Origin of the sequence: Ensifer sp. Root954 (genome assembly GCF_001429005.1) — a bacterium.
Classification (GTDB): domain Bacteria; phylum Pseudomonadota; class Alphaproteobacteria; order Rhizobiales; family Rhizobiaceae; genus Ensifer; species Ensifer adhaerens.
This window is the reverse complement of the sequence record NZ_LMJM01000020.1, coordinates 450-25907: the sequence shown is the minus strand read 5'-3', so window position 1 is coordinate 25907 and position 25458 is coordinate 450. Positions and strand designations below refer to the sequence as shown.

General features: G+C 65.0%; 20 protein-coding genes and 1 pseudogene. 19 read left to right on the top strand and 2 right to left on the bottom strand.

Annotation, left to right across the window (positions count from 1 at the left end; genetic code table 11):
* The first annotated feature begins 14 nt into the window (after positions 1-14).
* The 19 genes from ASE71_RS10815 (at position 15) to ASE71_RS10725 (ending at position 23700) form a co-directional block, all read left to right on the top strand.
* Positions 15-1529: a sugar ABC transporter ATP-binding protein gene (locus tag ASE71_RS10815; RefSeq protein ID WP_060519907.1), complete on the top strand. Its 1515-nt coding sequence runs from the start codon at positions 15-17 to the stop codon at positions 1527-1529.
* A complete protein-coding gene (locus ASE71_RS10810) occupies positions 1522-2523 on the top strand; it encodes an ABC transporter permease (RefSeq protein ID WP_060519904.1) in 1002 nt (333 codons plus the stop codon). Before ASE71_RS10815 ends, ASE71_RS10810 begins: the two co-directional genes overlap by 8 nt.
* Positions 2520-3518 (top strand): ABC transporter permease, encoded by a 999-nt coding sequence (locus ASE71_RS10805; RefSeq protein ID WP_060519902.1) that lies wholly within the window; start codon positions 2520-2522, stop codon positions 3516-3518. Before ASE71_RS10810 ends, ASE71_RS10805 begins: the two co-directional genes overlap by 4 nt.
* Positions 3519-3520: 2 nt before the next feature.
* Positions 3521-4369, top strand: coding sequence for a sugar phosphate isomerase/epimerase family protein (locus ASE71_RS10800; protein WP_060519900.1), 849 nt, complete (start codon positions 3521-3523; stop codon positions 4367-4369).
* 47 nt (positions 4370-4416) lie between these two features.
* Complete coding sequence (locus tag ASE71_RS10795; protein WP_060519898.1) at positions 4417-5886, top strand: FGGY family carbohydrate kinase; 1470 nt, start codon at positions 4417-4419, stop codon at positions 5884-5886.
* A complete protein-coding gene (locus tag ASE71_RS10790) occupies positions 5883-6578 on the top strand; it encodes a class II aldolase/adducin family protein (protein ID WP_034789970.1) in 696 nt (231 codons plus the stop codon). Before ASE71_RS10795 ends, ASE71_RS10790 begins: the two co-directional genes overlap by 4 nt.
* Before the next feature lie 222 nt (positions 6579-6800).
* Positions 6801-7739, top strand: a complete 939-nt coding sequence (bcsN, locus tag ASE71_RS10785; RefSeq protein WP_034789958.1) for a cellulose biosynthesis protein BcsN — start codon at positions 6801-6803, stop codon at positions 7737-7739.
* Positions 7740-7848: 109 nt separating this feature from the next.
* Positions 7849-10026 (top strand): UDP-forming cellulose synthase catalytic subunit, encoded by a 2178-nt coding sequence (gene bcsA / locus ASE71_RS10780; RefSeq protein WP_034789955.1) that lies wholly within the window; start codon positions 7849-7851, stop codon positions 10024-10026.
* Positions 10026-12353 (top strand): cellulose biosynthesis cyclic di-GMP-binding regulatory protein BcsB, encoded by a 2328-nt coding sequence (locus ASE71_RS10775; RefSeq protein WP_034789952.1) that lies wholly within the window; start codon positions 10026-10028, stop codon positions 12351-12353. Before bcsA ends, ASE71_RS10775 begins: the two co-directional genes overlap by 1 nt.
* On the top strand, positions 12350-13399 hold the full coding sequence (locus ASE71_RS10770; protein WP_034789947.1) for a glycosyl hydrolase family 8: 1050 nt from the start codon (positions 12350-12352) through the stop codon (positions 13397-13399). Before ASE71_RS10775 ends, ASE71_RS10770 begins: the two co-directional genes overlap by 4 nt.
* Positions 13396-15576, top strand: a complete 2181-nt coding sequence (locus tag ASE71_RS10765) for a cellulose synthase (RefSeq protein ID WP_034789945.1) — start codon at positions 13396-13398, stop codon at positions 15574-15576. The genes ASE71_RS10770 and ASE71_RS10765 overlap by 4 nt, the downstream gene beginning before the upstream one ends.
* A 310-nt stretch (positions 15577-15886) precedes the next feature.
* Positions 15887-17050, top strand: coding sequence for an isovaleryl-CoA dehydrogenase (locus ASE71_RS10760; protein ID WP_034789942.1), 1164 nt, complete (start codon positions 15887-15889; stop codon positions 17048-17050).
* 44 nt (positions 17051-17094) lie between these two features.
* Entirely contained in the window at positions 17095-18702 is a 1608-nt protein-coding gene (locus ASE71_RS10755) for a carboxyl transferase domain-containing protein (RefSeq protein ID WP_060519896.1), read from the top strand.
* A 10-nt stretch (positions 18703-18712) separates the two neighbouring features.
* On the top strand, positions 18713-19096 hold the full coding sequence (locus ASE71_RS10750; protein ID WP_034789939.1) for a RidA family protein: 384 nt from the start codon (positions 18713-18715) through the stop codon (positions 19094-19096).
* Between the two features lie 15 nt (positions 19097-19111).
* On the top strand, positions 19112-21100 hold the full coding sequence (locus ASE71_RS10745) for an acetyl/propionyl/methylcrotonyl-CoA carboxylase subunit alpha (protein ID WP_034789937.1): 1989 nt from the start codon (positions 19112-19114) through the stop codon (positions 21098-21100).
* The gene (locus ASE71_RS10740) at positions 21097-21966 is read left to right on the top strand and encodes a hydroxymethylglutaryl-CoA lyase (RefSeq protein ID WP_034789935.1); all 870 of its coding nucleotides are present in this window, start codon (positions 21097-21099) and stop codon (positions 21964-21966) included. The genes ASE71_RS10745 and ASE71_RS10740 overlap by 4 nt, the downstream gene beginning before the upstream one ends.
* Complete coding sequence (locus ASE71_RS10735) at positions 21963-22748, top strand: crotonase/enoyl-CoA hydratase family protein (protein ID WP_034789934.1); 786 nt, start codon at positions 21963-21965, stop codon at positions 22746-22748. Before ASE71_RS10740 ends, ASE71_RS10735 begins: the two co-directional genes overlap by 4 nt.
* 71 nt (positions 22749-22819) lie before the next feature.
* The gene (locus ASE71_RS10730) at positions 22820-23191 is read left to right on the top strand and encodes an antitoxin Xre/MbcA/ParS toxin-binding domain-containing protein (RefSeq protein ID WP_034790287.1); all 372 of its coding nucleotides are present in this window, start codon (positions 22820-22822) and stop codon (positions 23189-23191) included.
* Positions 23191-23700 carry an RES family NAD+ phosphorylase gene (locus ASE71_RS10725; RefSeq protein ID WP_034789933.1) on the top strand — a complete coding sequence of 170 codons (510 nt, stop codon included), beginning with the start codon at positions 23191-23193 and terminating at the stop codon, positions 23698-23700. Before ASE71_RS10730 ends, ASE71_RS10725 begins: the two co-directional genes overlap by 1 nt.
* A 32-nt stretch (positions 23701-23732) precedes the next feature.
* Here ASE71_RS10725 and ASE71_RS10720 read toward each other — a convergent pair whose 3' ends face one another.
* Both ASE71_RS10720 and ASE71_RS36895 read right to left on the bottom strand, forming a co-directional pair.
* Entirely contained in the window at positions 23733-25097 is a 1365-nt protein-coding gene (locus ASE71_RS10720) for an FAD-binding oxidoreductase (protein ID WP_060519894.1), read from the bottom strand.
* A 135-nt stretch (positions 25098-25232) separates the two neighbouring features.
* Positions 25233-25458, bottom strand: a pseudogene (locus tag ASE71_RS36895) (sulfate ABC transporter ATP-binding protein); the annotation flags it as partial.

The window sequence follows — 25458 nt, the reverse complement described above, 5'->3', positions numbered from 1 at the left end:
TTTAGGGGCAGTCCATGCACCAGCTTGCGACCGCGGGAGGAGGCGAGAAGCCGCTTCTGGCCCTGCGCGATATCAACATGACGTTTGGTGGGGTTCGTGCGCTCAAGAATGTGAGCTTCGACGTCCGACCGGGCGAGGTTCATTGCCTTGCCGGCGAAAACGGCTGCGGCAAGAGCACGCTGATCAAGATCATCACCGGCGTTTACCGCCCCGCCGATGGCGCCTCGATCGAGTTCGATGGCGAAACCTATTCCCACATGTCACCGGTGACCGCGCAGGATCGCGGCATCCAGGTGATCTGGCAGGACCTGGCGCTGTTTCCCGAAATGAGCGTCGCCGAAAACATCGCCTTCCAGACGGTGCTCGGCCGCTGGCCGAAACTGGTCGATTATGGCCGAATGCGCCAGATCGCGACCGATGCGCTCGCCCGTCTTGGCGTGACGCTCGACGTCGACCTGCCGCTCAAGGAATATGCGATTGCCCAGCGCCAGATCGTGGCGATCGCCCGGGCGCTTGTGGGTGAAGCGAGGCTCGTCTTCATGGACGAGCCGACCGCGTCGCTGACGCAATCGGAAACCGACCATCTGCTCGATATCGTTCGCGGGCTCTCCGCCTCCGGCGTCGCCGTCGTTTTCGTCAGCCATCGGCTTGCCGAGGTGTTGGAGATTTCGAGCCGCATCACGGTCTTGCGCGATGGTGCGCTGGTGGGCGTCTACCCCGCCACCGGCATGACCCAGTCGCGCATCACCGAACTGATGACCGGCAAGACCTTCGACCAGCAGGTGCGCGCGAAATTCCGCGACGGTCAGCCCGTCGTGCTCGATGTGAAGGGCCTGTCCCGCCCCGGGCAATTCGAGGATATCTCGCTCTCGGTCAGGCGCGGCGAAACACTTGGGATTACCGGCCTGCTCGGCGCCGGGCGCACCGAACTGGCGCTGACGCTTTTCGGCATGCTGAAGCCGGCATCCGGTACCATTGCGCTTGAAGGCAAGCCGGCTCGCTTCTCGTCCAACCGCGATGCGATTGCGGCGGGCGTCGCCTATCTCTCCGAGGACCGGCTGTCGCTTGGCCTCATCCAACCGCAGTCGATCGCCGACAATCTTGTCATCAGTTCGCTCGACAAGATCCTTTCAGGCGGACTGCTTTCCGAGGATCGCAAGCGCAGCCTTGTCGCGCGCTGGATCGCCGATCTCGGCGTCAAGATCGGGCTGCAGCAGGATGCGATCTCCACGCTTTCCGGCGGCAACCAGCAGCGCGTGGCGATCGCCAAGTGGCTGGCGACCGATCCGAAGCTCCTGATCCTCGACGCCCCGACTGTCGGCGTCGACGTTGGTGCGCGTGCTGGCATCTTCGACATCGTCGCGCGGCTTGCCGAGACCGGCCTTGCGATCATTCTGATCTCCGATGAGGTGCCGGAGGTCTATTTCAACGCCGACCGTGTGCTGCACATGGCACAAGGCCGCATCGTCGGCAGCTATGATCCGCGCAGCGCTTCGCTCGCCGAGATCGAAGGAGCGGTCTATGCGTAGCTTCGTCCGCACCCACGCGACGGAAGTGTCGCTGCTTGCCGTCATCATCGCGATCAGCGCCGTGCTGTCGGTCTCGACCGCCAACTTCTTCTCGCTCGGCAACGCCTTTGACCTGCTGAACATCAGCTCGGTCAACATCATCTTCGCCGTCGGGCTGCTCGCCGTGCTGATCGCCGGTGGCATCGATATCTCCTTCGCTGTTGCCGCCTCTGTCGTGCAATACGGTACGGCCATTGCTCTTGGTTGGATTGGCGGGGGAGGTTGGATCTCAGGCCTTTTGATTGCCGGCTCGCTCGGCATCCTGCTCGGCGCCATCAACGCCTTCCTGATCCACCGTTTCCGCGTCATCTCGATCGTCGCGACGATCTCGACCTTCAACATCTACTTCGGCCTCCTGATGTTTTTCACCAAGGGCGTGTCGATCTACGACCTGCCGGATTGGCTGACGGACCGCCTCATCCTGTTCGAACACGAGATGCCGGACGGAACCTGGATCGAGATCACGCTTCCCGTGCTGGTGATGGTGCTCTGCGTCATCGCCACCTGGGTGCTGATCACCCGCACCACGACCGGCCGCCAGCTCTATGCGTTCGGCGACAATCCGGAAGGCGCGCGCCGCTTCGGCATCAACATCGGCGCCATGCAGTTCATCGCCTTCGGCTGGCTCGGTCTGATGGCCGGCATCGGTGGGCTCATCCAGGCGCACTATGCGCAGGAGGTGGTGCCGAACGCGCTCTATGGTCGCGAACTCGACGTGCTTGCGGCGGTCGTCCTTGGCGGCGCGCGGCTTGGCGGCGGCAAGGGCTCGGTGCTCGGCTGCGTGCTCGGCGTGCTCCTGATCTCGATCACCCAGAACGGCCTCAACCTGATGGGCGTCTCGCCCTTCGCTTTCAAGATGATCATCGGCGCCATCATCCTCGGGGCGATCACGCTCTCCAACACCCGCATCGAAAGACTTCTGCCCTTCGTCAGCCAGAAAGGAGCCGGACGATGAGTGCGATCGTCGAACGCGTGAAGACCCTCATCGGTCCGGAAATGGCCGGGCCGGGGCTGGCGTTTCTCGCCGTGGTGTTGGTGTTCGGCATCGCCTCGCCGCAGTTCCTCAGCGCGGCCACCTTCGGTTCGGTCGCCTTCCAGCTGCCGGAGCTCGGCCTTCTGACGCTCGCGATGTTGCTGCCGATCCTGACGGGCGGGCTCAATCTCGCGATCACCTTCACGGCCAACATCGCCGGGCTGACGCTCGCCTGGGTGTTGCAGGCCAATGGCGGGGTGGAGGCCGGCCCCGGCGCTTTCCTGCTCGGTTCGGTGCTCGCCATTCTCGTTGGGGCGGCGAGCGGCGTGATCATGGGACTGGTGATTGCCTTTACCCGCGCGCATCCGATCCTCGTGTCGTTGTCGATGATGATCTTCCTGCGCGGCCTCGGCGAGTTCCTGACGCGCGGCGGCGACGTATCCGGCTTTCCGGCCTTCCTCGGTCCGCTCGGTCACGGCTCGTTTCTCGGCGTGCCGATCCCGCTCATCATCTTTATCGTCTGCGTGCTCGCCTGGAACGTGCTGCTGACCCGCACGAAGCTCGGCTTCAACACGTACATGATCGGCTCCAACCTCGAGGCGACCCGCTATTCCGGCATCAACACCCGCAAGGTGATCGTGCTCGTCTATGCGCTCTCCGGCGCCATGTGCGCGATTGCCGGCATCATCATGCTGGCGCGCTTCAATTCCGTGCGCATCGGCCACGGTGAAAGCTACCTGCTGATCACGGTGCTCGCCTGCTTCTTGGGTGGCGTCAATCCGTTCGGCGGCTTCGGTCGGGTAATCCCTGTCTTTGTCGCGCTGGTGGTGCTGCAGCTTCTCTCTTCGGGTCTCAACCTCGTCGGCGCCAACCAGCATCTGGCGACCGCCGTCTGGGGTTTGCTGCTCGCCGGCGTCATGGTGCTGCGCTTCGTCGCGACGAAATTCAAGATTTCATTTGTCAGAAAGGAAACATGACCATGCAGGGTTTTGGCGTCCATACGAGCATGTGGACCATGAATTGGGATCGCCCCGGTGCGGAGCGCGCCGTTGCGGCGGCGGTGAAATACGCCGTCGACTTCATCGAGATCCCGATGCTCAATCCGCCGGCGGTTGATACTGCCCATACCAGGGCGCTGCTGGAGAAAAACAAGCTGCGCGCGGTCTGCTCGCTCGGCCTGCCGGAGCGCGCCTGGGCATCCGTCCGACCCGATGCCGCGATCGAGCATCTGAAGGTGGCGATCGACAAGACGGCCGATCTCGGCGGCGAGGCGCTGTCCGGCGTCATCTACGGCGGCATCGGCGAGCGCACCGGCGTGCCGCCGACTGAAGCCGAGTACGACAACATCGCCCGTGTGCTGCAGGCCGCCGCCAAGCACGCCAAAACCCGTGGCATCGAACTTGGCGTCGAGGCGGTCAACCGCTACGAGAACCACCTGATCAACACCGGTTGGCAAGCGGTCGACATGATCAAGCGGGTGGGCGCCGACAACGTCTTCGTGCATCTTGATACCTACCACATGAACATCGAGGAAAAGGGCATCGGCACCGGCATCCTCGATGCACGCGACTTCATCAAATACATCCACCTGTCCGAAAGCGACCGCGGCACGCCCGGCTATGGCAACTGCGCCTGGGACGAGATCTTCGCGACGCTGGCTGCGATCGGTTTCAAGGGTGGACTGGCGATGGAAAGCTTCATCAACATGCCGCCGGAAGTGGCCTATGGCCTTGCGGTCTGGCGGCCGGTCGCCAGGGACGAAGAGGAAGTGATGGGCAACGGCCTGCCGTTCCTTAGGAACAAGGCCCGGCAATACGGATTGATCTAGGTGCGCGCGCTTTAAGCGCCGCCTCTATCAGGACGGAGGGGCTCGGTATGGCAGTTTCAGCGGATGCGGACACGGGGACGGTCGCCGTCCTTGACGTCGGCAAGACCAATGTGAAGCTGAACGCGGTCACATCAGACGGTTTCGTCCTGGAAACGCTGAGCGTTGCCAACCCAGTGCTGCCGGGCCCGCCCTGGCGGCATCACGACCTCGAAAGCCTTGGCGAATGGATCTTCGCCAGTCTCGCAGATCTTGGTCGCCGCCATCCGCTGCAAACCTTCGTCGCCGCCGGTCACGGGTCCGGCGGCGTACTCGTCGGCGATGACCCGGATATGGCCGCTGGCGCGGCTCTACCGATGATCGATTACGAGCAGCCGGTGCCGGAGAAAATCCAGCTCGGCTACGCGCCGCTCTCCGGCTCGTTTTTCGACCGCGGCAGCGCGACGATGCACAGCGCCACCCATCAGGCGCGCCAGCTCTACTGGATGCAGGAGCATGCGCCCGATGCCGTCGCCGCCGCGTGCTGGTATCTCGGCCTGCCGCAATATTGGGCGTGGCGGCTGTCGGGCGTTGCTGCATCCGAGGCGAGCCTGCTCGGCGCGCAATCGCATCTCTGGAATGTCGCCGAACGCCGCTTCGCGCCCATTGTCGGGACACGCGGCTGGCGGAGCCTGATGCCGGATTTCGCCGATGCCTGGCAGGTCCTCGGCTCCGCTCGTCCCGAGCTTGTCCGGCGCCACGGGTTGCCGGAAGGCTTGCGCGTGCTTACGGGCGGCCACGACAGCAGCCTCAACCACTATCGTTATCACGCCGGCGGGCTCAACGATTTCATCGTCGTTTCGACCGGAACCTGGATCGTCGCCTTTTCCGGCCGCACGGCCCTCGACCGGCTCGACGAACACCGCGGCATGACGCTGAACAGCGACGTCTTCGGGCGCCCGCTCGGCGGCGTGCTCACGATGGGTGGCCGCGAGTTCTCCCATGTGGCGGGCCGCGAACCGCCGAACGCCGCGGTGCCTGACGACGTCGTTCTCGGCTTGATCGCCAGACGCAGCATGGCGCTGCCGTCGTTCGGCGACGATGACGGCCTCTTTCCGGGAAGTGCCGGTCGCGGTCGCATCAGCGGGCCACCGCCGGAAACGCCGATCGAACGCAAGGCGCTGGCGTTGCTCTATTGCGCGCTTCTAACGGCGGAGTGCGTGGAGGCGCTGGGGCCGGGGCCGCTGGTCGTACTCGACGGAAGCTTCCTGCGCGACCCGCTCTATGCCCGCCTCGTCGCCGCACTGATGCCGAACCGGCGTGTGCGTTTCAATCTCGATGCCTATGGCGTGGCCTCCGGCGCCGCACTGCTTGCAAGCGAGGGCCGGCGCCGGCGCCCGGCGCCGCTTTCGCTCGCCGATCCCGGCGACGTGTCTTACCTCTCGCCTGCTGTCGCCGTCTATGCGTCGCAATGGCGAGCCCGCGCCCGGGCTGGGCACAACAATGGTTTCAGTCGCGACTTCGAAAGGACATATCGATGACCAAGGCCGACATTCTGTCGCTCCGCCGCGAGATGGTGGACATCTGCCGCCGCATGAATTCGAACGGTATCAACCAGGGGACTGCGGGCAACATTTCTGTTCGCACCGAGACCGGTTTCCTGATCACGCCGTCGTCGCTGCCCTATGAGACGATGCAGCCTGAGGATCTGGTCGAGATGGATTTCGACGGTACCTATGTCGGTCTTCGTCCGTCGTCGGAATGGCGTTTCCACCGCGATATCCTGAGGGAACGCACGGATATCAACGTCGTACTGCACTGCCATTCGGTCTATGCGACCACGCTTGCCTGCCACCACAAGACCATCCCGAGTTTTCACTACATGACCGGCATTGCCGGCGGCACGACGATCCGCTGTGCAGAATATGCGACCTTCGGCACGCAGGCATTGTCCGACAATGCGCTTGTGGCGCTCAAGGACCGTACGGCCTGCCTGCTTGGCCAGCACGGCCAGATCTCGCTCGGCAGGACGCTCGAGTCCGCCCTGTGGCTGGCGATCGAGATCGAGACCCTGTCGCGCATGTATGTTCAGGCGCTGACGCTTGGCGAGCCGCCGGTTCTGCCCGACGACGAGATGGAGCGCGTCATCGCGCAGATGCGCCGCATGAGCTACGGGCAGGCCCCGGATGACGAGGGTGTCAACGATCTTGCCCGTCCCAGAGAAGCGGTTTGAGGCGACTGGTCGCGGCGCCGCGGAAGCGCGCCGGCCCGCCCTGAAACAATCGATTTTGAGGGGACAAAGCCGTGCGTCGTCGCCCGGTCGCATCTCTGCCCCCATTCTTCGCGGGTTTGCGAAATGGGGTGAATCAACTAATGCTCAGCCATGATGCAACGATATCTGAGTCGGAGATTCGGCACGTCGGAGAGACGGCTGCGCCCTGCGGACGGCTGGCGCGTGGCTGCGGTGTCGCTGGTGGCCGCGACCGTGCTGTCGGGCTGCAACACGCGCCAGGACGTCGGCACGCCGACCGGCAGTATCATGGTTCCCTCGGAAAACGCGTTGATCCTGCCGCCGCCCGGCGGGCCTGCGGTTCTGAACGTCGTCGAACGGCGCAGCACCAACGCGATCGAGCAGGATATCTATCTTTACACGTCGGCGGCGACCCCAGGTCAGAACCTGCTGCGGGCCAAGTTCTTCGGCCCGATGAACGCCAAGTTCGACCAACAGTCCCGCTCGAACTATGTCGCTGTGCGCGACAACAAAATGATGGCTGAGGCGCGCCGGGCGCTGCCCGGCGTTTCGCTGTCGCTCAACCCTTACTTCCTGCAGAACAATTACGGGCCGTTCGGCTATGCCTTCGGTCAGGGCCGGGCGAACGACGCCTGCATCTTTGCCTGGCAGCAGATCCGCCAGGCGGAGAACCATCGCTCGCCGCTCAAGGGCTACGGCACGATCCAGGTGAGGCTGCGCTATTGCGCGGCAGGCGCCAGCGAGACCGAGCTTTTGGCCCCGGTCTACGGCTACACGATCACCGGCACCTTCGGCGATCCTGCCTGGAACCCCTATGGCGCGCCGCCGCCGCTGGAGGCGGGTCTCGGCCGAACCGGCAGCCCGATCTACCGCAAGGAAGAGGCGGTGACCACGAGCGCTCCGGTGGTGGTTCCGCGGCGCCAGGTGCAGCCCGTGGCACGGCGTGAAGTCAGCAGCGTTCCGGCACGCGTCGAACAGCAGGTCGTTGCGCCCACCGCGGTGACGTCGATCCCGGTTCCGCAGCCGGACGGAACCGTCTCAATGCCGCAGGCGCAGGCGGAAACCACGGCGAAAACCTTGCCGAACGTGATCGTGCCGGCTCCTGCGTGCGCAGGGCAGCAGACCGGAGGAGCCTGCCCTTAATCGACCGCTAACCATCCTTTGTTATGGGCTGGTGTCGGTAGGGGAGACTCGGTCGAATATGGGTCGGGCAATACCAGTGGCATGATGCCGAACGCTGGAAGGCAAATGTATGAGCAGGATCGGATCGGTTGCCGCTTGGGCGTTTTTCTCGCTTTGTGTGATGGCGGTCATCACGCTGCCGGTGAACCTCCAGACGCAGCTCATCGTCAGCGTTCTCATCGTAACCTTCATGGCCGTGCTCAAGCTTGCCAATGCCGGCGGCCGCTGGCGGCTGATCGCGCTCGCCTTCGGTACGGCGATCGTGCTGCGTTATGTCTATTGGCGCACTACAAGCACGCTGCCGCCGCTCAACCAGCTTGAAAACTTCATCCCGGGCTTCCTGCTCTACCTCGCTGAAATGTATAGCGTGATGATGTTGTCGCTCAGCCTGTTCGTAGTGGCGATGCCGTTGCCGCCGCGAAAGGCGAGTTCGATCTCTCCCGGCAAGTTTCCGAAGGTCGATGTCTTCGTGCCGTCCTACAACGAGGACGCAGGCCTGCTCGCCAATACGCTTGCCGCCGCCAAGGCGATGGATTATCCGGCCGACAAGCTGACGGTGTGGCTGCTCGACGACGGCGGCACCCTGCAGAAGCGCAACTCGGCAAACCTTGTCGAAGCGCAGCGCGCATCCGCCCGCAATGCCGAACTGCAGGCGCTTTGCGACGATCTCGGCGTGCGCTACCTCACGCGCGAGCGCAACGAGCACGCCAAAGCCGGCAACCTCAACAACGGCATGCTGCACTCCGACGGCGAATTGATTGCGGTCTTCGATGCCGACCACGCGCCGGCGCGCGACTTCCTTTTGGAGACCGTCGGCTATTTCGAGCAGGACCCGAAGCTGTTCCTGGTGCAGACGCCGCACTTCTTCCTCAACCCGGATCCGCTTGAGCGCAACCTGCGCACTTTCGAGAAAATGCCGAGCGAGAACGAGATGTTCTACGGCATCATCCAGCGCGGTCTCGACAAGTGGAATGCCGCCTTCTTCTGCGGCTCGGCCGCCGTTCTTCGCCGCAAGGCGCTGGAGGATACCGAGGGCTTCAGCGGCATGAGCATCACCGAGGATTGCGAAACGGCATTGGCGCTGCACGGACGCGGCTGGAACAGCATCTATGTCGACCGCCCGCTGATCGCCGGCCTGCAACCGGCGACCTTCGCCAGCTTCATCGGCCAGCGCAGCCGCTGGGCGCAAGGGATGATGCAGATCCTCATATTCCGCTTTCCGCTGTTCAAGGGCGGACTGTCGATCCCGCAACGGCTTTGCTACATGTCGTCGACGCTGTTCTGGCTGTTTCCGATCCCGCGGACGATTTTCCTTTTTGCGCCGCTCTTCTATCTGTTCTTCGACCTTGAGATCTTCACGGCGTCTGGCGGCGAGTTCCTCGCCTATACGCTGGCCTACATGGTCGTGAACCTGATGATGCAGAACTATCTCTACGGCTCGTTCCGCTGGCCCTGGATCTCTGAACTCTACGAGTTCGCCCAGACGGTGCATCTGCTGCCGGCGGTCATCTCTGTGCTGCTGCGGCCGAGCCGGCCGACCTTCAAGGTGACGGCAAAGGATGAATCGATCCTGGAAAGCCGGCTCTCCGAGATCGCCCGGCCGTTCTTCGTCATCTTCGCGGTGCTTTTCGTCGCCCTGCTCATGACGGTCTACCGGGTCTACACCGAGCCGTACAAGGCAGACGTGACGCTCGTCGTCGGCGGCTGGAACCTCTTGAACCTGATCATGGCCGGCTGCGTGCTCGGCGTCGTGTCGGAGCGCGGCGAGCGGGCAGCCTCCCGGCGCGTCAAGGTCAGCCGCCGCTGCGAGTTCGGGGTCGCCGACAAATGGTATCCGGCAACGATCGAGGATGTCTCGGCGCACGGCGCGCGCGTCCAGGTCTACGGCATCGACGCATCGACGCTGCCGACCGACACCGAGGGCGGGATCCGCTTCGAGCCCTATAGCGGCAGCGGCGTGGCCGAGACGCTGCCTGTCGCGATCCGCAACAAGGAGGTTGCCGGCGATATCACCATCATGGGCTGCCGCTACCTGCCGCAGGTCGCCCGCCATCACAGCCTGGTCGCCGACCTGATCTTTGCCAATTCGCGGCAATGGAGCGAGTTTCAAAGCGCCCGGCGCGGTAATCCGGGACTGGTGCGCGGAACGTTCTGGTTCCTCTGGCTGGCGCTCTATCAGACGAGCCGCGGCATGATCTACTTCCTTCGCAGCCTGCGTGGCTCCGAGGCGCAGAAGGAGGGCGCTTGATGCTCAGGCGCCTCGTTCTCCCAGCCCTCTTGCTTGCGAGCCTTGCAACCGGCGTGTCGGCGCAGCCGTCGCCTTTCGACATGTCCGGCGAGCGCCCGGCGGATGCTCCGATCCTGCAGCCGCCGGCAGACACCGGAAGCAACGCCGGGCCGGCAGAGCCCATCGTCACGCTCAAGCCGCCGGACGACTTCAAGCGCTTCATCATCCCGTTCAGCGCACTGTCGCTGACCGGAGAGGTCGATGAACGCACCTGGTCCGTCTATCTGACGCCGGCGCAGGCGCAATCTGCCGCCTCGCTTAATTTCGCCTATCAGAACGCGATCGTCGTTGCGCCGGAAGCGTCGACGCTTTCGATCTTCGTCAATGGCGAACTGGCCGGCGAGAAGCCGATCGGCTCGGCGGAGGCCGCCACGCCGCTGAGCTACGACCTGAAGCCCGGGTTGCTGCGCGCCGGATCCAACGATATTCGCGTCAAGGTTCGCCAACGCCACCGCACGGACTGCACGGTCGAATCGACCTATGAACTGTGGACTGAGATCGCACCGGAATCGGCCTTCATCCGGTTTTCCTCCGGCGACAGCGCGACGCTTTCCAGTCTCGACGACGTACGCGCAGTCGGGCTCGATGCGCGCGGCCGGACGCAGTTCAACCTGGTCGTACCCGGCCTCCAGCAGCCGAGCCGAACGGCAGCTCTGATGCGGCTTGCGCAAGGCATGGCGTTGCGCGGCCAGATGCCCGCCCAGGAATTCGCCCTCAGCGAGACCATGCCTGAACTCGCGAAACCCGGGCAGATGACTGCGCTCGTCGGCACCGCGGAGGAAGTGGCGCCGTTCCTCGAGCGACTGCCGGAAGGTGCGTCGAGCGGCCCTGTCGCCATGTTCGTGCGCGACGGCAAGACGAAGTCGTCGGTGCTGGTGATCAGCGGTCCAGACTGGTCCGCCGTTCAGGAGGCGATCGAGGGGATCACGCAGCCGATGGACCGCCCGAGCAACGTGCCGCGCGACGTCATCGCCACCGGGCGTTGGCAGTTGCCGGAGACGCCGCTGGTCGTGACGAATGCGCGCCTGCGCTTCTCCGAACTCGGGGTGGAGACCAGCGAATTTACCGGCCGGCGCTTTCGCACGCGTTTCTCCGTAGCCGTGCCGTCGGATTTCTATGCCGACGCCTATGGCGACGCGACGCTTCTGCTCGACGCTGCCTATACGGATGCCGTGCTTCCAGGCAGCCACATCGACATCTATATCAACGGCAACATCGCATCGACGATCCCTTTGAACTCGGCCACAGGCGACATCCTGCGCCACCTGCCGATCAAAGTAACGATGCGCCATTTCAAGCCCGGTCCGAACCTGATCGAGATCGAGGCGGTGCTCTCCGCCGAGCCGGACAAGGCCTGCGCGCCGGGAACGCCGGCCTCCAACGATCCGCGCTTCGCGCTCTTCGATACGTCCGAACTGCGAATGCCGGACTTCGCGCGCATCGGTCGCCGGCCGAATATCGCTGCGATTTCCGGTGCTGCTGCCCCCTATCGCAGTGATAGCGCCGCCGTTCCCCTTTTCCTCGACCGTGCCGACGAGGACACGCTGTCGGCGGCCGCGACCTTCCTTGCCCGCCTGGCTGTTGCCGGCGGCAGGCCGATGCTGGTGGAGGTGATCACATCGCCGCTTGCAGCCGGCAGCCGCAACGCGATCTTCATCGGCGCCATGCCGCAGTTGCCGAAGACGGTGCTGACACAGGTCGGTATCGACCCCGCCAGGCAGATGTCCTGGGGCAATGCGGAGGACACCGGCCGTCCTGACGACACCCAGAAAGCCATCGACGAATGGCGCACGCGCCTGAGCGGCGGCGCCTGGCGCAACCAGGTCACGGGGTTTCAGACCTGGGTGAAGCAGGAGTTCGACATTTCGCTGAGCTCGCTGCGTATCCTGCCCGAAGCGCAAGCCGCCTATATTCCGCCGGAAAGTGCCGGGCTTGTGATTGCGCAAGGCGCCAATCCGAGCGACGACGCGACCTGGACGCTGCTGACGGCGCCAACCGGAAAGCGTCTGCGTGAGGGCACGGCGGCGATCGCCGACGTCACGCGCTGGCAACAGCTTGCCGGGCGGGTCTCGGCCTATGAGCCGGCGACAGACAAGATCGAGGCGACGCCGGTCGCCGGATTCGATTTCGTCCAGACGCAGCCGCCGTCGCTCACCAACTATCGCCTGATCTTTGCCAACTGGCTGTCCAGCAACATCATGGTCTATGCCCTGCTGCTGATCGTGCTGTCGGTGCTTCTGGGGCTGGCAACATCCTCGATGCTCACTCGCCTGGGGCGGCGCCAATGAAGTGGCGGACCGCGCTTCTCGCCGGATTGCTTGCGCTCCTTTTGCCGATGGCGGCCGGAGCCGACGAACAGGCGGGCTCGGTGAAGGCTGGGGAATGGGACCAGTACAAGGCGCGGTTCCTCGATTCCGGTGGCCGGATCATCGACGACGCCAATGGCAATGTCAGCCATAGCGAGGGACAGGGTTATGGCCTGCTTCTCGCCGTGCTGGCCGACAACCCGGCCGACTTCGCGCTGATCTGGTCGTTCACGCGCCGTGAGCTGCTGCTGCGCGACGATGGGCTGGCGGCGTGGAAGTGGAGTGCCACCGAAACGCCGCACATTATCGACATCAACAATGCCACCGACGGCGACATCCTGATCGCCTATGCGCTGGTGCTCGCCGGTGAACGCTGGAAGCGGCAGGATTACCTGCAGGCCGCATCGAGGATCGCCAAGGCCATCCTCGACAACACCCTGCTCGATCATGGCGGGCGAACGCTGCTGTTGCCCGGCGTTACGGGCTTCGGCACGACCGATCGCCCGGATGGCCCGGTGGTCAATCCGTCCTACTGGATCTTCGAGGCTTTTCCCGCACTTGATCGGGTAGCGCCGTCGCCGCGCTGGAAGGCGCTCTCGGATGACGGCCTGGCCTTTATCAATGCCCTGCAATCAGGCCCGAGAAAACTGCCGGCCGACTGGGTCAGCCTGCGTGCGATGCCGAAGCCAGCCCAGGGCTTTCCCGCCGAGTTCGGCTATAACGCTTTGCGGATCCCGCTCTACCTCGCCCGGGCGGACATGGGTGGCCGCGATCTGATGGCGCGGCTGCGGGCGGGAATGGCCGGCGACAACGACGCATTGGTCCTCAGCGACGCCTCTACGGGGGCCGTTCAAACCAGCCTCACGGACCCCGGTTATCGATTTGTTAACCATATTCTGGCCTGTGTCTTGGACAGGGTTCCGATACCCGACAGCGTCAAGGTGTTCAGCCCGACGCAATATTACCCTTCCACGCTGCACCTGTTAGGGCTGTCTTACGTGAGGGAGAAGCGTCCGGAGTGTCTATGAAGTCCTCAATCGTTGCCATTGCCGCTGTGATGACTACGGCGATCGGGGTTGCCGGACTGACCGATGGCGGCTTCTTGCGCCAGGACAACAAGAAACTCGGCAGCTTGACTGGTGAGAGCCAGGAGGCGCCCGCCGTCGGCGGCAGCGCCGGCCAGGGCGCGCGCGGCGCGCCGCCGCAATTCACCGAGGTGGCCCAGGCCGACAGGCCGTCGGAGGAAGCACAAAGCACAAGCAAGCCGCAGTCGGTCGTCGACGAATCGGCGCTTCGCTACTTTGCCGCCAAGGGCGATACCGCACGGCTGCAGGCGGAAATCTCGCGCCTGCGCTCGCTTTATCCCGACTGGGTCCCGCCCGCCGATCCGCTGGCTGTGCCGCGCAACAACGACGTCGCGCTCGAAACCATGTGGCGGCTCTACTCTGAAGGCCGCTACGCCGAAGTGCGCAAGGCGATCGCCGAGCGTCAGGCGAAGGAAGCCGCCTGGCAGCCGCCATCGGACCTGCTCGAGCGCCTCAACGTCGCCGAGGCTCGCGCCCGGCTGGTGAACGCCTCCGAGCTCAAGCAGTATGAAACCGTGATTTCGATTGCTGCGAGCACGCCGAGCCTTCTGACCTGCTCGGAAGTGGATGTGCTCTGGCATGTGGCGCAGGCCTTTGCCGAGACCAAGCGGCCGGACCGGGCCCGCGATGCCTATCTCTATGTGCTGAAGAGCTGCGACAATGCGCCGGAACGGCTCGCCACCGTGCAGAAGGCTGCCGCTGTGCTGTCCTACGCGACGCTGCAGGATCTGCTCGCGCTCGAGCGCACCACGCCGGAGGGCGTGCCGGAGTTCGAAAGCATCCGTGACGATCTCGCCCGGCGCTTCGTTGCCGAAGGTGACGGAGACAAAGCGCTTGCGGTTGATCCCAAGTACGTCCAGCGCGTCGAAAAACTGGCCGAGACCGGTGGCACGGCAAGCGACGCTCTGCTGCTCGGCTGGTATCAGCTGCGCCGCGACAACATGAGCGCCGCCGAGCAATGGTTCCGCCGTGCCCATGACAAGGAAGACAGCGCCTCCGCCGCGCAGGGGCTGGCGCTGACGCTGATCGCGCGCAAGGCACCGCTCGAGGCCGAGGCAGTACTCTACCCGTGGCGCGATAGCTCGCCCGATGCCCTTGCGACCTATTTCGCGGCGACTGCCAATCTGCTGGCAATCGATCCGCCGGTCGCCCTCGATGCCGCCGTGCTGGCGCGGATCGCTCAGGAAACGACCAAGGCCCGCGAACCGGCCACGGCCCAGCAGTTCGGCTGGTATGCGCGCGCCCTCAACCAGCCGGCAACCGCCGCACAATGGTTTGCAACGGCGCTGCGCTGGAAGTCGGACGACGAGCCGTCGGCCTATGGCCTTGCGCTCAGCCGTGACCAGCTGAACGACAAGGATGGCGTCGTCGAAGTCCAGCGTTTGTGGTCGGGCCGTTCCGAACGCATCGCCCGGCTTGGCGAAGTCAAGGAGAAGCTCGACGAAGTCAGCCGCGCGCCGCTTCCGACGGCCGAGGTGCAACGGACGCAACCGCAGCCGACGGCCCGTACCACCGTCGTCACAGAGGTGGTCGCGCAACCTGCCGCTCAGAGGCCGCGCACGGGCGGCGTCGTGCAGAAATCGGTGCGCAGCGGGGCCGGCTGCCGAACCACCATCAATCCCGCCGGCATGGCGCCGCAGGCGGCGCTCGCGCGCGGCTGGTGCCTGATGGACCTCAACCGGCCGCTGGAGGCCGCCGAAGCATTCGAGGTGGCCTTGCAGGCGCCTGCGTCGCAGATGCGCGAAGACGCTGCCTATGGCCAGAGCCTGGCCTACCTGCGCGCTGGTCTCACCAACAAGGCCGCGGTGTCGGCGACCAAGTCGACGCAGAGCCGGGGGCGGGTCGACGAGCTGCAGACGGCGATCCTCGCCGACCGTGCCATTGCCGCCTTCAATGCCAATCGCTACCGCGAGGCCATCCTTTTTCTCGATCAGCTCGGGCAGATCTCGACCCGCCGCCAGGACCTGATGGTGCTGCGCGGCTACGCCTACATGAACCTCAAGTACCACGCGGAAGCGCGACGCATCTTCGAGGCGCTTGCCGCCACCGGCAATAGAGACGCGATGCAGGGCCTTGCGGCCGTCGAGGCCAGCCAGGAAATCTGGCCGAACAAGAACTGATCGTCGATCCCGCGATGTCACGGCGACACCTGCTGCCGTACCAGGAGTGGAACGCCTGCCGCCGGACTCGGCGCGAGGGCCCGCCAACTCGTTCGCGCACAGGATGCAATCGGCAGGCGGTTCCGGATTTGCATATCGTGCTTGGCTTTGCCCCTCTTTGGAAGGAAATTAGCGAAACGCGGTGCTATCGTCCGGCCATGTCGCGGCGTTGATCTCATTGCATTCGCTGCGATCCGCGTAGAGGATGGAGCGTTATCGTCCGGCCGCTGTGGGAGGAGACCGCACTGGCCGGCACGATGGGAGGATAGACATGTTTCAGGGCGGATTGAGCTTCGCGCTTGGCGAGGACATCGACGCGTTGCGCGAGAGTGTGCGGCGCTTCGCAACGGACCGTATCGCGCCTTTGGCGGACGAGACCGATCGCAGCAACGCATTTCCGATGCCGCTCTGGCGCGAGATGGGCGAGCTTGGTCTGCTTGGGATTACCGCCGGCGAGGAGCATGGCGGGGCCGCTATGGGCTATCTCGCCCATTGCGTGGCGATGGAGGAGATCAGCCGCGCATCGGCCTCGATCGGCCTTAGCTACGGCGCCCATTCCAATCTCTGCGTCAACCAGATCAACCGCAACGGCAACCACCACCAGAAGGCGCGTTACCTGCCGAAGCTGATTTCCGGCGAGAATGTCGGTGCGCTGGCGATGTCGGAGCCCGGCGCCGGTTCCGACGTCGTTTCGATGACGCTCAGAGCCGACAAGCGCGGCGACCGTTATGTGCTCAACGGTAACAAGATGTGGATCACCAACGGTCCGGACGCCGACGTGCTCGTCGTCTATGCCAAGACCGATCCGACCGCCGGCCCGCGCGGCATCACCGCCTTCCTCGTCGAGAAGGGCTATGCCGGCTTTTCGACCGGCCAGAAGCTCGACAAGCTCGGCATGCGCGGCTCCAATACCTGCGAGCTGATTTTCAAGGACTGCGAAGTGCCGGAAGAAAACGTGCTCGGCACCATCGGCGGTGGCGTGCGCGTGCTGATGTCGGGGCTCGACTATGAGCGTGTCGTGCTTTCGGCCGGGCCGCTCGGCATCATGGCCGCCTGCCTCGATGTGGTCGTCCCCTATCTGCATGAGCGCAAGCAGTTCGGCCAGGCGATCGGCGAGTTCCAGCTGATGCAGGGCAAGCTCGCCGACATGTATGTAACGGCGAATGCGGCGCGCGCCTATGTCTATGCCGTGGCGGCGGCCTGCGATCGCGGCGAGACCACGCGCAAGGATGCGGCCGGTTGCATCCTCTATGCGGCGGAGAAGGCGACGGCGCTGGCGCTCGAAGCGATCCAGGCGCTCGGAGGTAACGGCTACACCAACGACTACCCGGCGGGTCGCCTGCTGCGCGACGCCAAGCTCTACGAGATCGGCGCCGGCACCAGCGAGATCCGCCGCATGCTGATCGGGCGGGAGCTGTTCACCGAGACGCGGTAGCCGCCGCCAACTGAAACGGCCGAACTCGATCGAAAGAGGACTTGATGACCGTTCTGAAATCTCACATTTCTCCGTCCTCCGATACGTTCAAGGCAAACCAGGCGGCCATGGCGGAGGCGATCGCGACTGTCGAAGACGCGGTGAAGGTGGCGGCCGCCGGCGGCGGTGATACCGCGCGCGAACGCCATGTCAGCCGCGGCAAACTCTTGCCGCGCGACCGGGTGGCCAGCCTCATCGATCCGGCAACACCCTTCCTCGAAGTCGGCATGACGGCGGCGCACGGCATGTACAACGGCGATGCGCCGGCGGCCGGGCTGATCACCGGCATCGGCCGGGTGTCTGGCCGTGAGTGCATGATCGTTTGCAACGACCCGACGGTCAAAGGCGGCACCTACTATCCGCTGACGGTCAAGAAGCACCTGCGCGCGCAGGAGATCGCCGCGGAAAACAATCTGTCCTGCATCTATCTGGTCGATTCCGGCGGCGCCAACCTGCCGAACCAGGACGAGGTTTTTCCGGACCGCGATCACTTCGGTCGGATCTTCTATAACCAGGCCAATATGTCGGCCGCCGGCATCCCGCAGATCGCCGTGGTGATGGGTTCCTGCACCGCGGGTGGCGCCTATGTGCCGGCCATGTCCGACGAGACGATCATCGTCGAAGGCCAGGGCACGATCTTTCTCGCCGGCCCCCCGCTCGTGCGCGCCGCGACCGGCGAGGTCGTCTCGGCGGAGGATCTCGGCGGCGCCGATGTGCACACGCGGCTCTCCGGCGTGGCCGACCATCTGGCGCGCGATGACGCTCATGCACTGGCGCTCGCCCGCCGGGCCGTTTCGGCACTCAATCGGCTGAAGCCGTTGACGGTCGAGCTGGTGACGCCTGAGCCGCCGCTCTACGACCCGCACGAGATCGCCGGCATCGTGCCCTCGGATCTGCGCACGCCCTACGACATCCGCGAGGTCATCGCCCGCACCGTGGACGGTTCCCGTTTCGACGAATTCAAGGCGCGCTACGGCACCACGCTCGTCTGCGGCTTTGCCCATGTGCACGGCATCCCGGTCGGCATCATCGCCAACAACGGCGTGCTGTTTTCGGAATCCGCCCTGAAGGGCGCGCATTTCGTCGAGCTCTGCGCCCAGCGCAAGATCCCGCTCGTCTTCCTGCAGAACATCACCGGCTTCATGGTCGGGCGGAAATATGAGACGGAAGGCATCGCCAAGCACGGCGCCAAACTGGTGACGGCGGTGGCGACGGCACGTGTGCCGAAGGTGACGATGCTGGTCGGCGGTTCCTTCGGCGCTGGCAACTACGGCATGTGCGGTCGGGCGTTTTCGCCGCGGTTCCTGTGGACCTGGCCGAACAGCCGCATCTCCGTCATGGGTGGTGAGCAGGCGGCCGGCGTCCTGACGACCGTGCGCAGCGAGGCCCTGAAGCGGGCGGGAACGCCCTGGAGCGAGGAGGAGGAGGCGCGTTTCCGCCAGCCCATCCTTGATCTCTTCGAACGCCAGAGCCATCCGCTCTATGCCTCGGCCAGACTTTGGGACGACGGCGTCGTCGATCCGCGCAAGACGCGCGACGTGCTCGGCCTGTCGCTGTCGGCGGCGCTCAATGCGCCGATCGAAGACACGCGCTTCGGCCTCTTCAGGATGTAGGGACACCGCCATGAAACGCGAAAACATCAATGCCCCGAACGCACCGCAGCCGCGTGGAGGCTACTCGCAGGCCGTTCGCCTGGAGAACTTCGAGCGTCTGCTCTTCGTCAGCGGGCAGGTGCCGCTGACGCCTGAAGACGCGCTGCCGAAGGGTTTCGAGGCGCAGGCGCGCCAGGTCTGGGCCAACATCGACGCGCAATTGACCGCGGCGGGCATGACCAAGGTCGATATCGTCAAGGTGACGGTGCTGCTTGCCGATCGGCAACACGCCATGGCCAACCGCGCGGCCCGCGCCGAATATCTCGGCGCGCTAGCACCCGCCATGACGGTCGCGATCGCCGGCATCTTCGATGCCGGATGGTTGCTCGAAATCGATGTGATCGCAGCGCAATAGGGCCAGGAGATGCCGATGTTTTCCAAACTCCTGATTGCCAATCGCGGTGAGATCGCCTGCCGGGTGATCCGCACAGCCAAGCGCCTCGGCATCCGCACGGTCGCCGTCTACTCCGATGCCGATGTCGGCGCGCTGCATGTGGCGCTGGCCGACGAGGCGATCCGCATCGGCCCGGCGCCGGCGCTCGACAGCTACCTTGTGGCCGAACGCATCATCGCGGCGGCGCACTCCGTCGGCGCAGACGCCATTCATCCCGGCTACGGCTTCCTGTCGGAGAATGCCGACTTTGCCGAAGCTGTCGAGGCGGCCGGCATCACCTTCGTCGGACCGTCGGCGTCGGCCATTCGCGCCATGGGGCTGAAGGATGCCGCCAAGGCGCTGATGGAGCAATCCGGCGTGCCGGTGGTTCCGGGCTATCACGGCGAGACACAGGAGCCGGACTTCCTTGCCGGGGAAGCGGTGAACATCGGCTATCCCGTGCTGATCAAGGCGCGCGCCGGCGGCGGCGGCAAGGGCATGCGGCGGGTCGACAGCGCCGCCGACTTTCCGGCTGCGCTGGAGGCGGCGCGCCGCGAGGCGGAAGCGGCCTTCGGCGACGGCGCGGTCCTGATCGAGAAATATCTGACGAAGCCGCGGCATATCGAGGTGCAGGTCTTCGGTGACCGGCACGGCAACATCCTGCATCTTTACGAGCGCGACTGCTCGCTGCAACGACGCCACCAGAAGGTGATCGAGGAAGCGCCGGCGCCGGGCATGACCGCGGAAGTGCGGCGCGCCATGGGCGAAGCCGCCGTTCGCGCGGCGCAGGCGATCGGCTATGTCGGCGCGGGCACTGTCGAGTTCATCGCCGACGTGACCGACGGACTCTGGCCGGATCAGTTCTATTTCATGGAAATGAACACCCGGCTGCAGGTCGAGCATCCGGTCACCGAGGCGATCACCGGCATCGATCTCGTCGAGTGGCAGCTGCGGGCTGCAGCCGGTGAAGCGCTGCCGAAACGCCAGAGCGAGATCGCCATCGACGGCTGGGCCTTCGAGGCCCGCATCTATGCGGAAGACCCGTCGCGCGGCTTCCTGCCGGCGACCGGGCATCTCACGACCTTGAGCTTTCCGGAGGAGGGCGTCCGTGTCGATGCCGGTGTCCGGCAGGGAGACAGGATCACGCCGTTCTATGACCCGCTGATCGCCAAGCTGATCGTGCACGGGTCCAACCGGTCGACGGCGCTGGCCAGGCTCGAGAACGCGCTCAGGGCCTGCCGCATCGGTGGCACGGTCACCAATCTCGATTTTCTGGCCCGCCTTGCGGCCGAACCGGATTTTCGCGCCGGGCACCCCGATACCGGCCTGATCGATCGTTCGATCGATCGGCTATCGGCGTCGCCGGTGCCGAACGATGCGGCCCTCGCGCTTGCGGCCATCATTTCGACCGGAGCCTTGCAGCCGGACGGATCGGCCGATCCCTGGTCTTCGCTCGGCCATTGGCAGATTTGGGGTGACGCAAACCGCAACATCGCGATCGAGCACCTGGGTGGACGGACGACCGTGGCGCTGGCGGCCCGTGGCCGGGATCAGTTCGCCGTCCACACCGGGACGGCGGCGCTGCCGGTCGTTATCCTCCATCGCTCTGCCGATGGCGCCCGGGCGGAAATCGCCGGCGCGCAGCAGGAGTTCCGTTTCCTGCGCGAAGGCGAGCAGATCACGCTGTTCCTGAACGGTGAGACCTACGGACTTCGCTTGCCGGACGCGCTTGGTGCCGGTCACTCAAGCGAGGTCGCCGACGACGCGGTCTCGGCGCCGATGCCCGGCATCGTCAAGCTCATCCGGGTCCGCCCCGGTGATGCGGTCGAGAAGGGCCAGGCGCTTGCGGTCATGGAAGCGATGAAGATGGAACTCACCTTGTCGGCCTCGCGCGCCGGCGTGGTCGAGAGCGTGCAGGTCAGCGAAGGCGAGCAGGTGACAGCCGGCGCCGTGCTGGTGATGCTCCAGCCGGAGAGCGCGGAATGAGCGGAGCGGCGCCTGGGCATGTGACGATCGTCGAGATGGCGCCGCGCGACGGGCTGCAGAATGAAAGCGCGCTCGTCCCAACGACTGAGAAGATACGTCTCGTCGATATGCTCTCGGATTGCGGCTACGAGCGGATCGAGGTGACGAGCTTCGTCAGCCCGAAATGGGTGCCGCAGATGGCCGACGCCGCCGAAGTGATGGCCGGCATCCGGAGGCGGCCCGGGACGCGCTACGCGGTGCTGACGCCCAACATGCGCGGTCTTGAAGCCGCGCTCGAAGCCGGCGCCGACGAGGTGGCGATCTTCGCGTCGGCTTCCGAAACCTTCTCGCAAAAGAACATCAATTGTTCGATCGCCGAGAGCATCGAGCGGTTCCTACCGGTTGCCGAACTGTGCCGGGAAAAAGGAATTCTGCTGCGCGGCTATGTGAGTTGCGTTGTCGAATGCCCTTATGAGGGTGCGATCGCCCCAGCGAGCCCCGCCCGCGTCGCCGACCTGCTCGACGATCTCGGTTGCTACGAGATCAGTCTCGGCGACACGATCGGCCGCGGCACGCCGGAGGCGGTGGACGCGATGCTGGCCGCGGTGCTGGAGCGCATTCCGGCCAACAGGCTCGCCGGGCATTTCCACGACACCTCCGGCCGCGCGCTCGACAACATTGCCGTTTCGCTCGACCGCGGCCTCAGGGTCTTCGACGGTTCGGCCGGTGGTCTCGGTGGCTGCCCCTATGCGCCGGGTGCTGCCGGCAATGTCGACACGCTCGCCGTCAACGCCTTCGTAACGGCCAAGGGTTTTGCGACGGGGCTCGACGTAGCGAAGCTCGAACAGGCCGCCGCTTTCGCGCGGACCTTAAGGACGGGATCATGACCTTCGAAACGATCCGGATCGAAACCGATGCACGCGGTGTCGCGCGGCTGACCTTGGCACTGCCGCAGAAGCACAACGCGCTTTCGGCGCGGATGATCGGCGAACTGACCGAGGCGGCAGAGCAGCTTTCGGCCGACCGTTCTGTCCGCGTCGTTATCCTTGAGGGCGAGGGCCGCAGCTTCTGCGCCGGCGGCGACCTCGGCTGGATGCGCGAGCAGTTCGATGCAGACAGGGCGACTCGCATTGCTGAGGCGACGCGATTGGCGATGATGTTCAAGGGGCTGAACGAGATCTCGAAGCCCATGATCGGCCGCCTGCATGGCAATGCCTTTGGCGGCGGCGTTGGCCTCATGAGCATCTGTGACGCGGCGGTTGCCTCGACCGACGCCAAGTTCGGCCTGACCGAAACACGTCTCGGCCTGATCCCGGCGACCATCAGCCCCTATGTCGTCGCCCGCATCGGCGAGGGTAAGGCGCGGCCGCTGTTCATGTCCGCCCGTCTGTTTGGTGCGGAGGAGGCGCGCGCCTTGGGGCTCGCCACCACCGTTGTCACCGCCGACGCGCTGGATGCGGCGATCGAAGCGGAGATCGAGCCCTATCTGGCGGTCGCGCCGGAGGCCACCGGCCGGGCCAAGCGACTGGCTCGCTCGCTTGGGGCTCCAATCACCGAAAAGACCATTGCCGCGACCATCGAACAGCTTGCCGATTGCTGGGAATCCGATGAGGCGCGTGAGGGTGTCGGCGCGTTCTTCGACAAGCGCGAGCCCGCCTGGCGGCGATAGGCGTCCTTGATTTGGGCATGTTTTGATCTTACTTTGATAACACGATGATCAAAACAAGTGCGGATCCTGTCATGGCTGCTGTCGGTCTCAACATCTCCACCGCCCACTACGGCGAGAGCCAGTCGTCCTTCCTGTCCGCTCGGCTGGTCGCCGAACGCCTTGGCGTGACGCTTGCCGAACTCGCGAAGCTGATCGGTGTCGCGCGCAACACGCTGACGGCGAAGTCCAGTGCCCGAAAGGTCGATGCGGCCTTGAGCAGCGTCGTCCGTATCCTTGCCATAGCCGGCGAAATGGCGGGCGACGATAGCCGCGCCGTCATCTGGTTCAAGCACCAGCCGATCCCCGGCTGGGCCGGCAAGACCGCCTATGATCTCGTCGGCGAGGGCAAGGCCGACAAGGTGCTCGCCTATCTCGAAGCCGTGCGTTCCGGTGTCTACGCCTGATGGCGGTTGGTGAGCCGGTGCGCCTCTGGCGCGCTTATGTGCCGCGCTGGGCGCATGCGCCGCTCTCGGGCGAAGGGGCAGGGCGGTACGGTGGGAGGTGGAATCCCGTTGGAACGCCGACGATTTACGCCGCCCGCGAGCTCTCGACCGCCTGGGCCGAATACAATCAGGGTTTCGTCCAACACCCGGCGCTGATCGCCCAGCTTGAACTCCGCTTTGCCCGTCTTGCCGATCTGACGGCGCCGGAGATCCTTTCCGACCTTGGTCTCACCGAAGAAATCCACCGATGCGAATGGCGCGATGCGCTCGATCGTGGTCTGGTGCCGGAGACGCACCAGCTGCAACTGGCGTTGAGCGACCGAGGCTTCGATGGCCTGATCTATCCGTCCTTCATGTCGCCCGGCGGCACCTGCGTCGCGCTGTGGCACTGGAACGCGGGCGAGGGTTCCGAACTGAAGGTTATCGATCCCGAAGGGCGCCTGCCGAAAACGCCGGCGTCCTGGCTCTGAAGTTGAGCCGTTTGCGTGGCGATGAGGCTGCCTCAGATCACCTTGCCCGGATTGAGGATGCCGTTCGGGTCGAGCGCCCGTTTGATCCGGTGCATGAGTTCGAGTTCGGCCGGGCTGCGCGAATGGTCGAGGAAATCCCGCTTCAGCGTGCCGATGCCATGTTCGGCCGAGATCGAGCCTTTGTAGCGCCGCACGATTTCGTAGACGATGCCGTCGACGATATGCGGCGTGTCCGCGTCGCTGTCAGGCTCGGAAAAGGCGATATGCAGGTTGCTGTCGGCGACGTGGCCGAAGAAGGAGACATGGGCGGCCGGGAAACGGGTGGAAAGGGCGGCACCACATTCCGTGGCGAAGCGGCCGATATCGCCGATCGGCAGGCTGACGTCGAGGTTGACGAGCGCCGGCAGCTGGCTGTCCATCGCGTGGCCTTCGCGCACGCTCCAGAACGAACGGCTTTCTTTCTCCGACTGGGCGATCAGCGCATTGGCAATGATCCCATCTTCAAGCGCCTCACCGAGAAAGGCCTCGAAGCCATCACGCTCGCTGGCATCACCGAGCAGATCCTGCTCAACGATCACCGCGAAGGGCGGGATTTCATCAAAGAACTTCAGCTTCTCCGCCTCGGCGTTGAAGCGGAAGTAGTTTTCCCACATCGCCTCGAAGGCCGAGAGGCCGGGCAGGCGGCGTTGGCAGCGCGTGAGGAAGGCGACCACGTCGTCGTAGCTTTCGAGAGCGCAGAGCGCCGTCAGCCGGCCGGCGGGCAAGGGTCGCAGGCGCAGGACCGCGCGGGTGATCACGCCGAGCGTTCCTTCGGAGCCGATGAAGAATTGCCGGAGGTCGTAGCCGGTGTTGTTCTTGATCATCTTGTTGAGCGACGAGATGATCGTGCCGTCGGCGAGCACCGCTTCGAGACCGAGCACGTTGTCGCGGGTCACGCCGTAGCGAAGCACCCGGATGCCGCCGGCATTGGTGGCGAGGTTGCCGCCGATCTGGCAGGAACCGCGGGCGCCGAGATCGATCGGCAGCAGGAAACCGGCGTCTTCGGCGGCGCGTTGCACCACTTCGAGCGGCGTTCCGGCCCGCACGGTCATGGTGCCTGCCTGTGGGTCGATCTCTTCGATACCGTTCAAACGCTCGAGCGAGATCACCACCGCGTCGTTGCCGGCATTGGCGCCGCCAGCAAGCCCGGTCAGGCCGCCCTGGACGACGACCGTTTGGCCGTTCTCGTTGCAGAGCCGGAGGGCCGTGGCGATCTCGCCACTGCTTGTCGGGCGGATCACGGTTTTGGGCAGCTCCCGGCCGGTCAGGCTGGCGTCGCTGCGGTGGCGTTCGCCGATTTGCGTGCCGGTGAGCACGATGTCGCCGAGGGCTTGTTTCAGGTCGTCGACGATGGTCATGCGCTTCTCCCGGTTCCGCAGCCATTGTCGGCAGCGGATATCCTTGCTTAGCGCATCCCAAAGTAAACCGATATCCGCACGGCGACGCTCAGTCTGTCGTTTGCCGGCGCGCTTGCACGCTAGGCACGCGACCGGTCAGCTGCCGGTGCGTGCCAGTTCAAACGGTTCGGCGGTCTCCACTTCGGCCGGCGGCTCCGGCGTTGCGGCCGCATTCGGCTGCTCCTCCCTGAAGATCTTCCACTTTGTCGGTCGGAAGGCGATGCGGCTGTGGTCGCCGGCAGCGGCGCGTTCGGGCGAGAGTTCGATCTCGACATGCGGATGGTTGCGGCCAAGGTCGAGTTCGAGATGGCGGGTGCCGGCG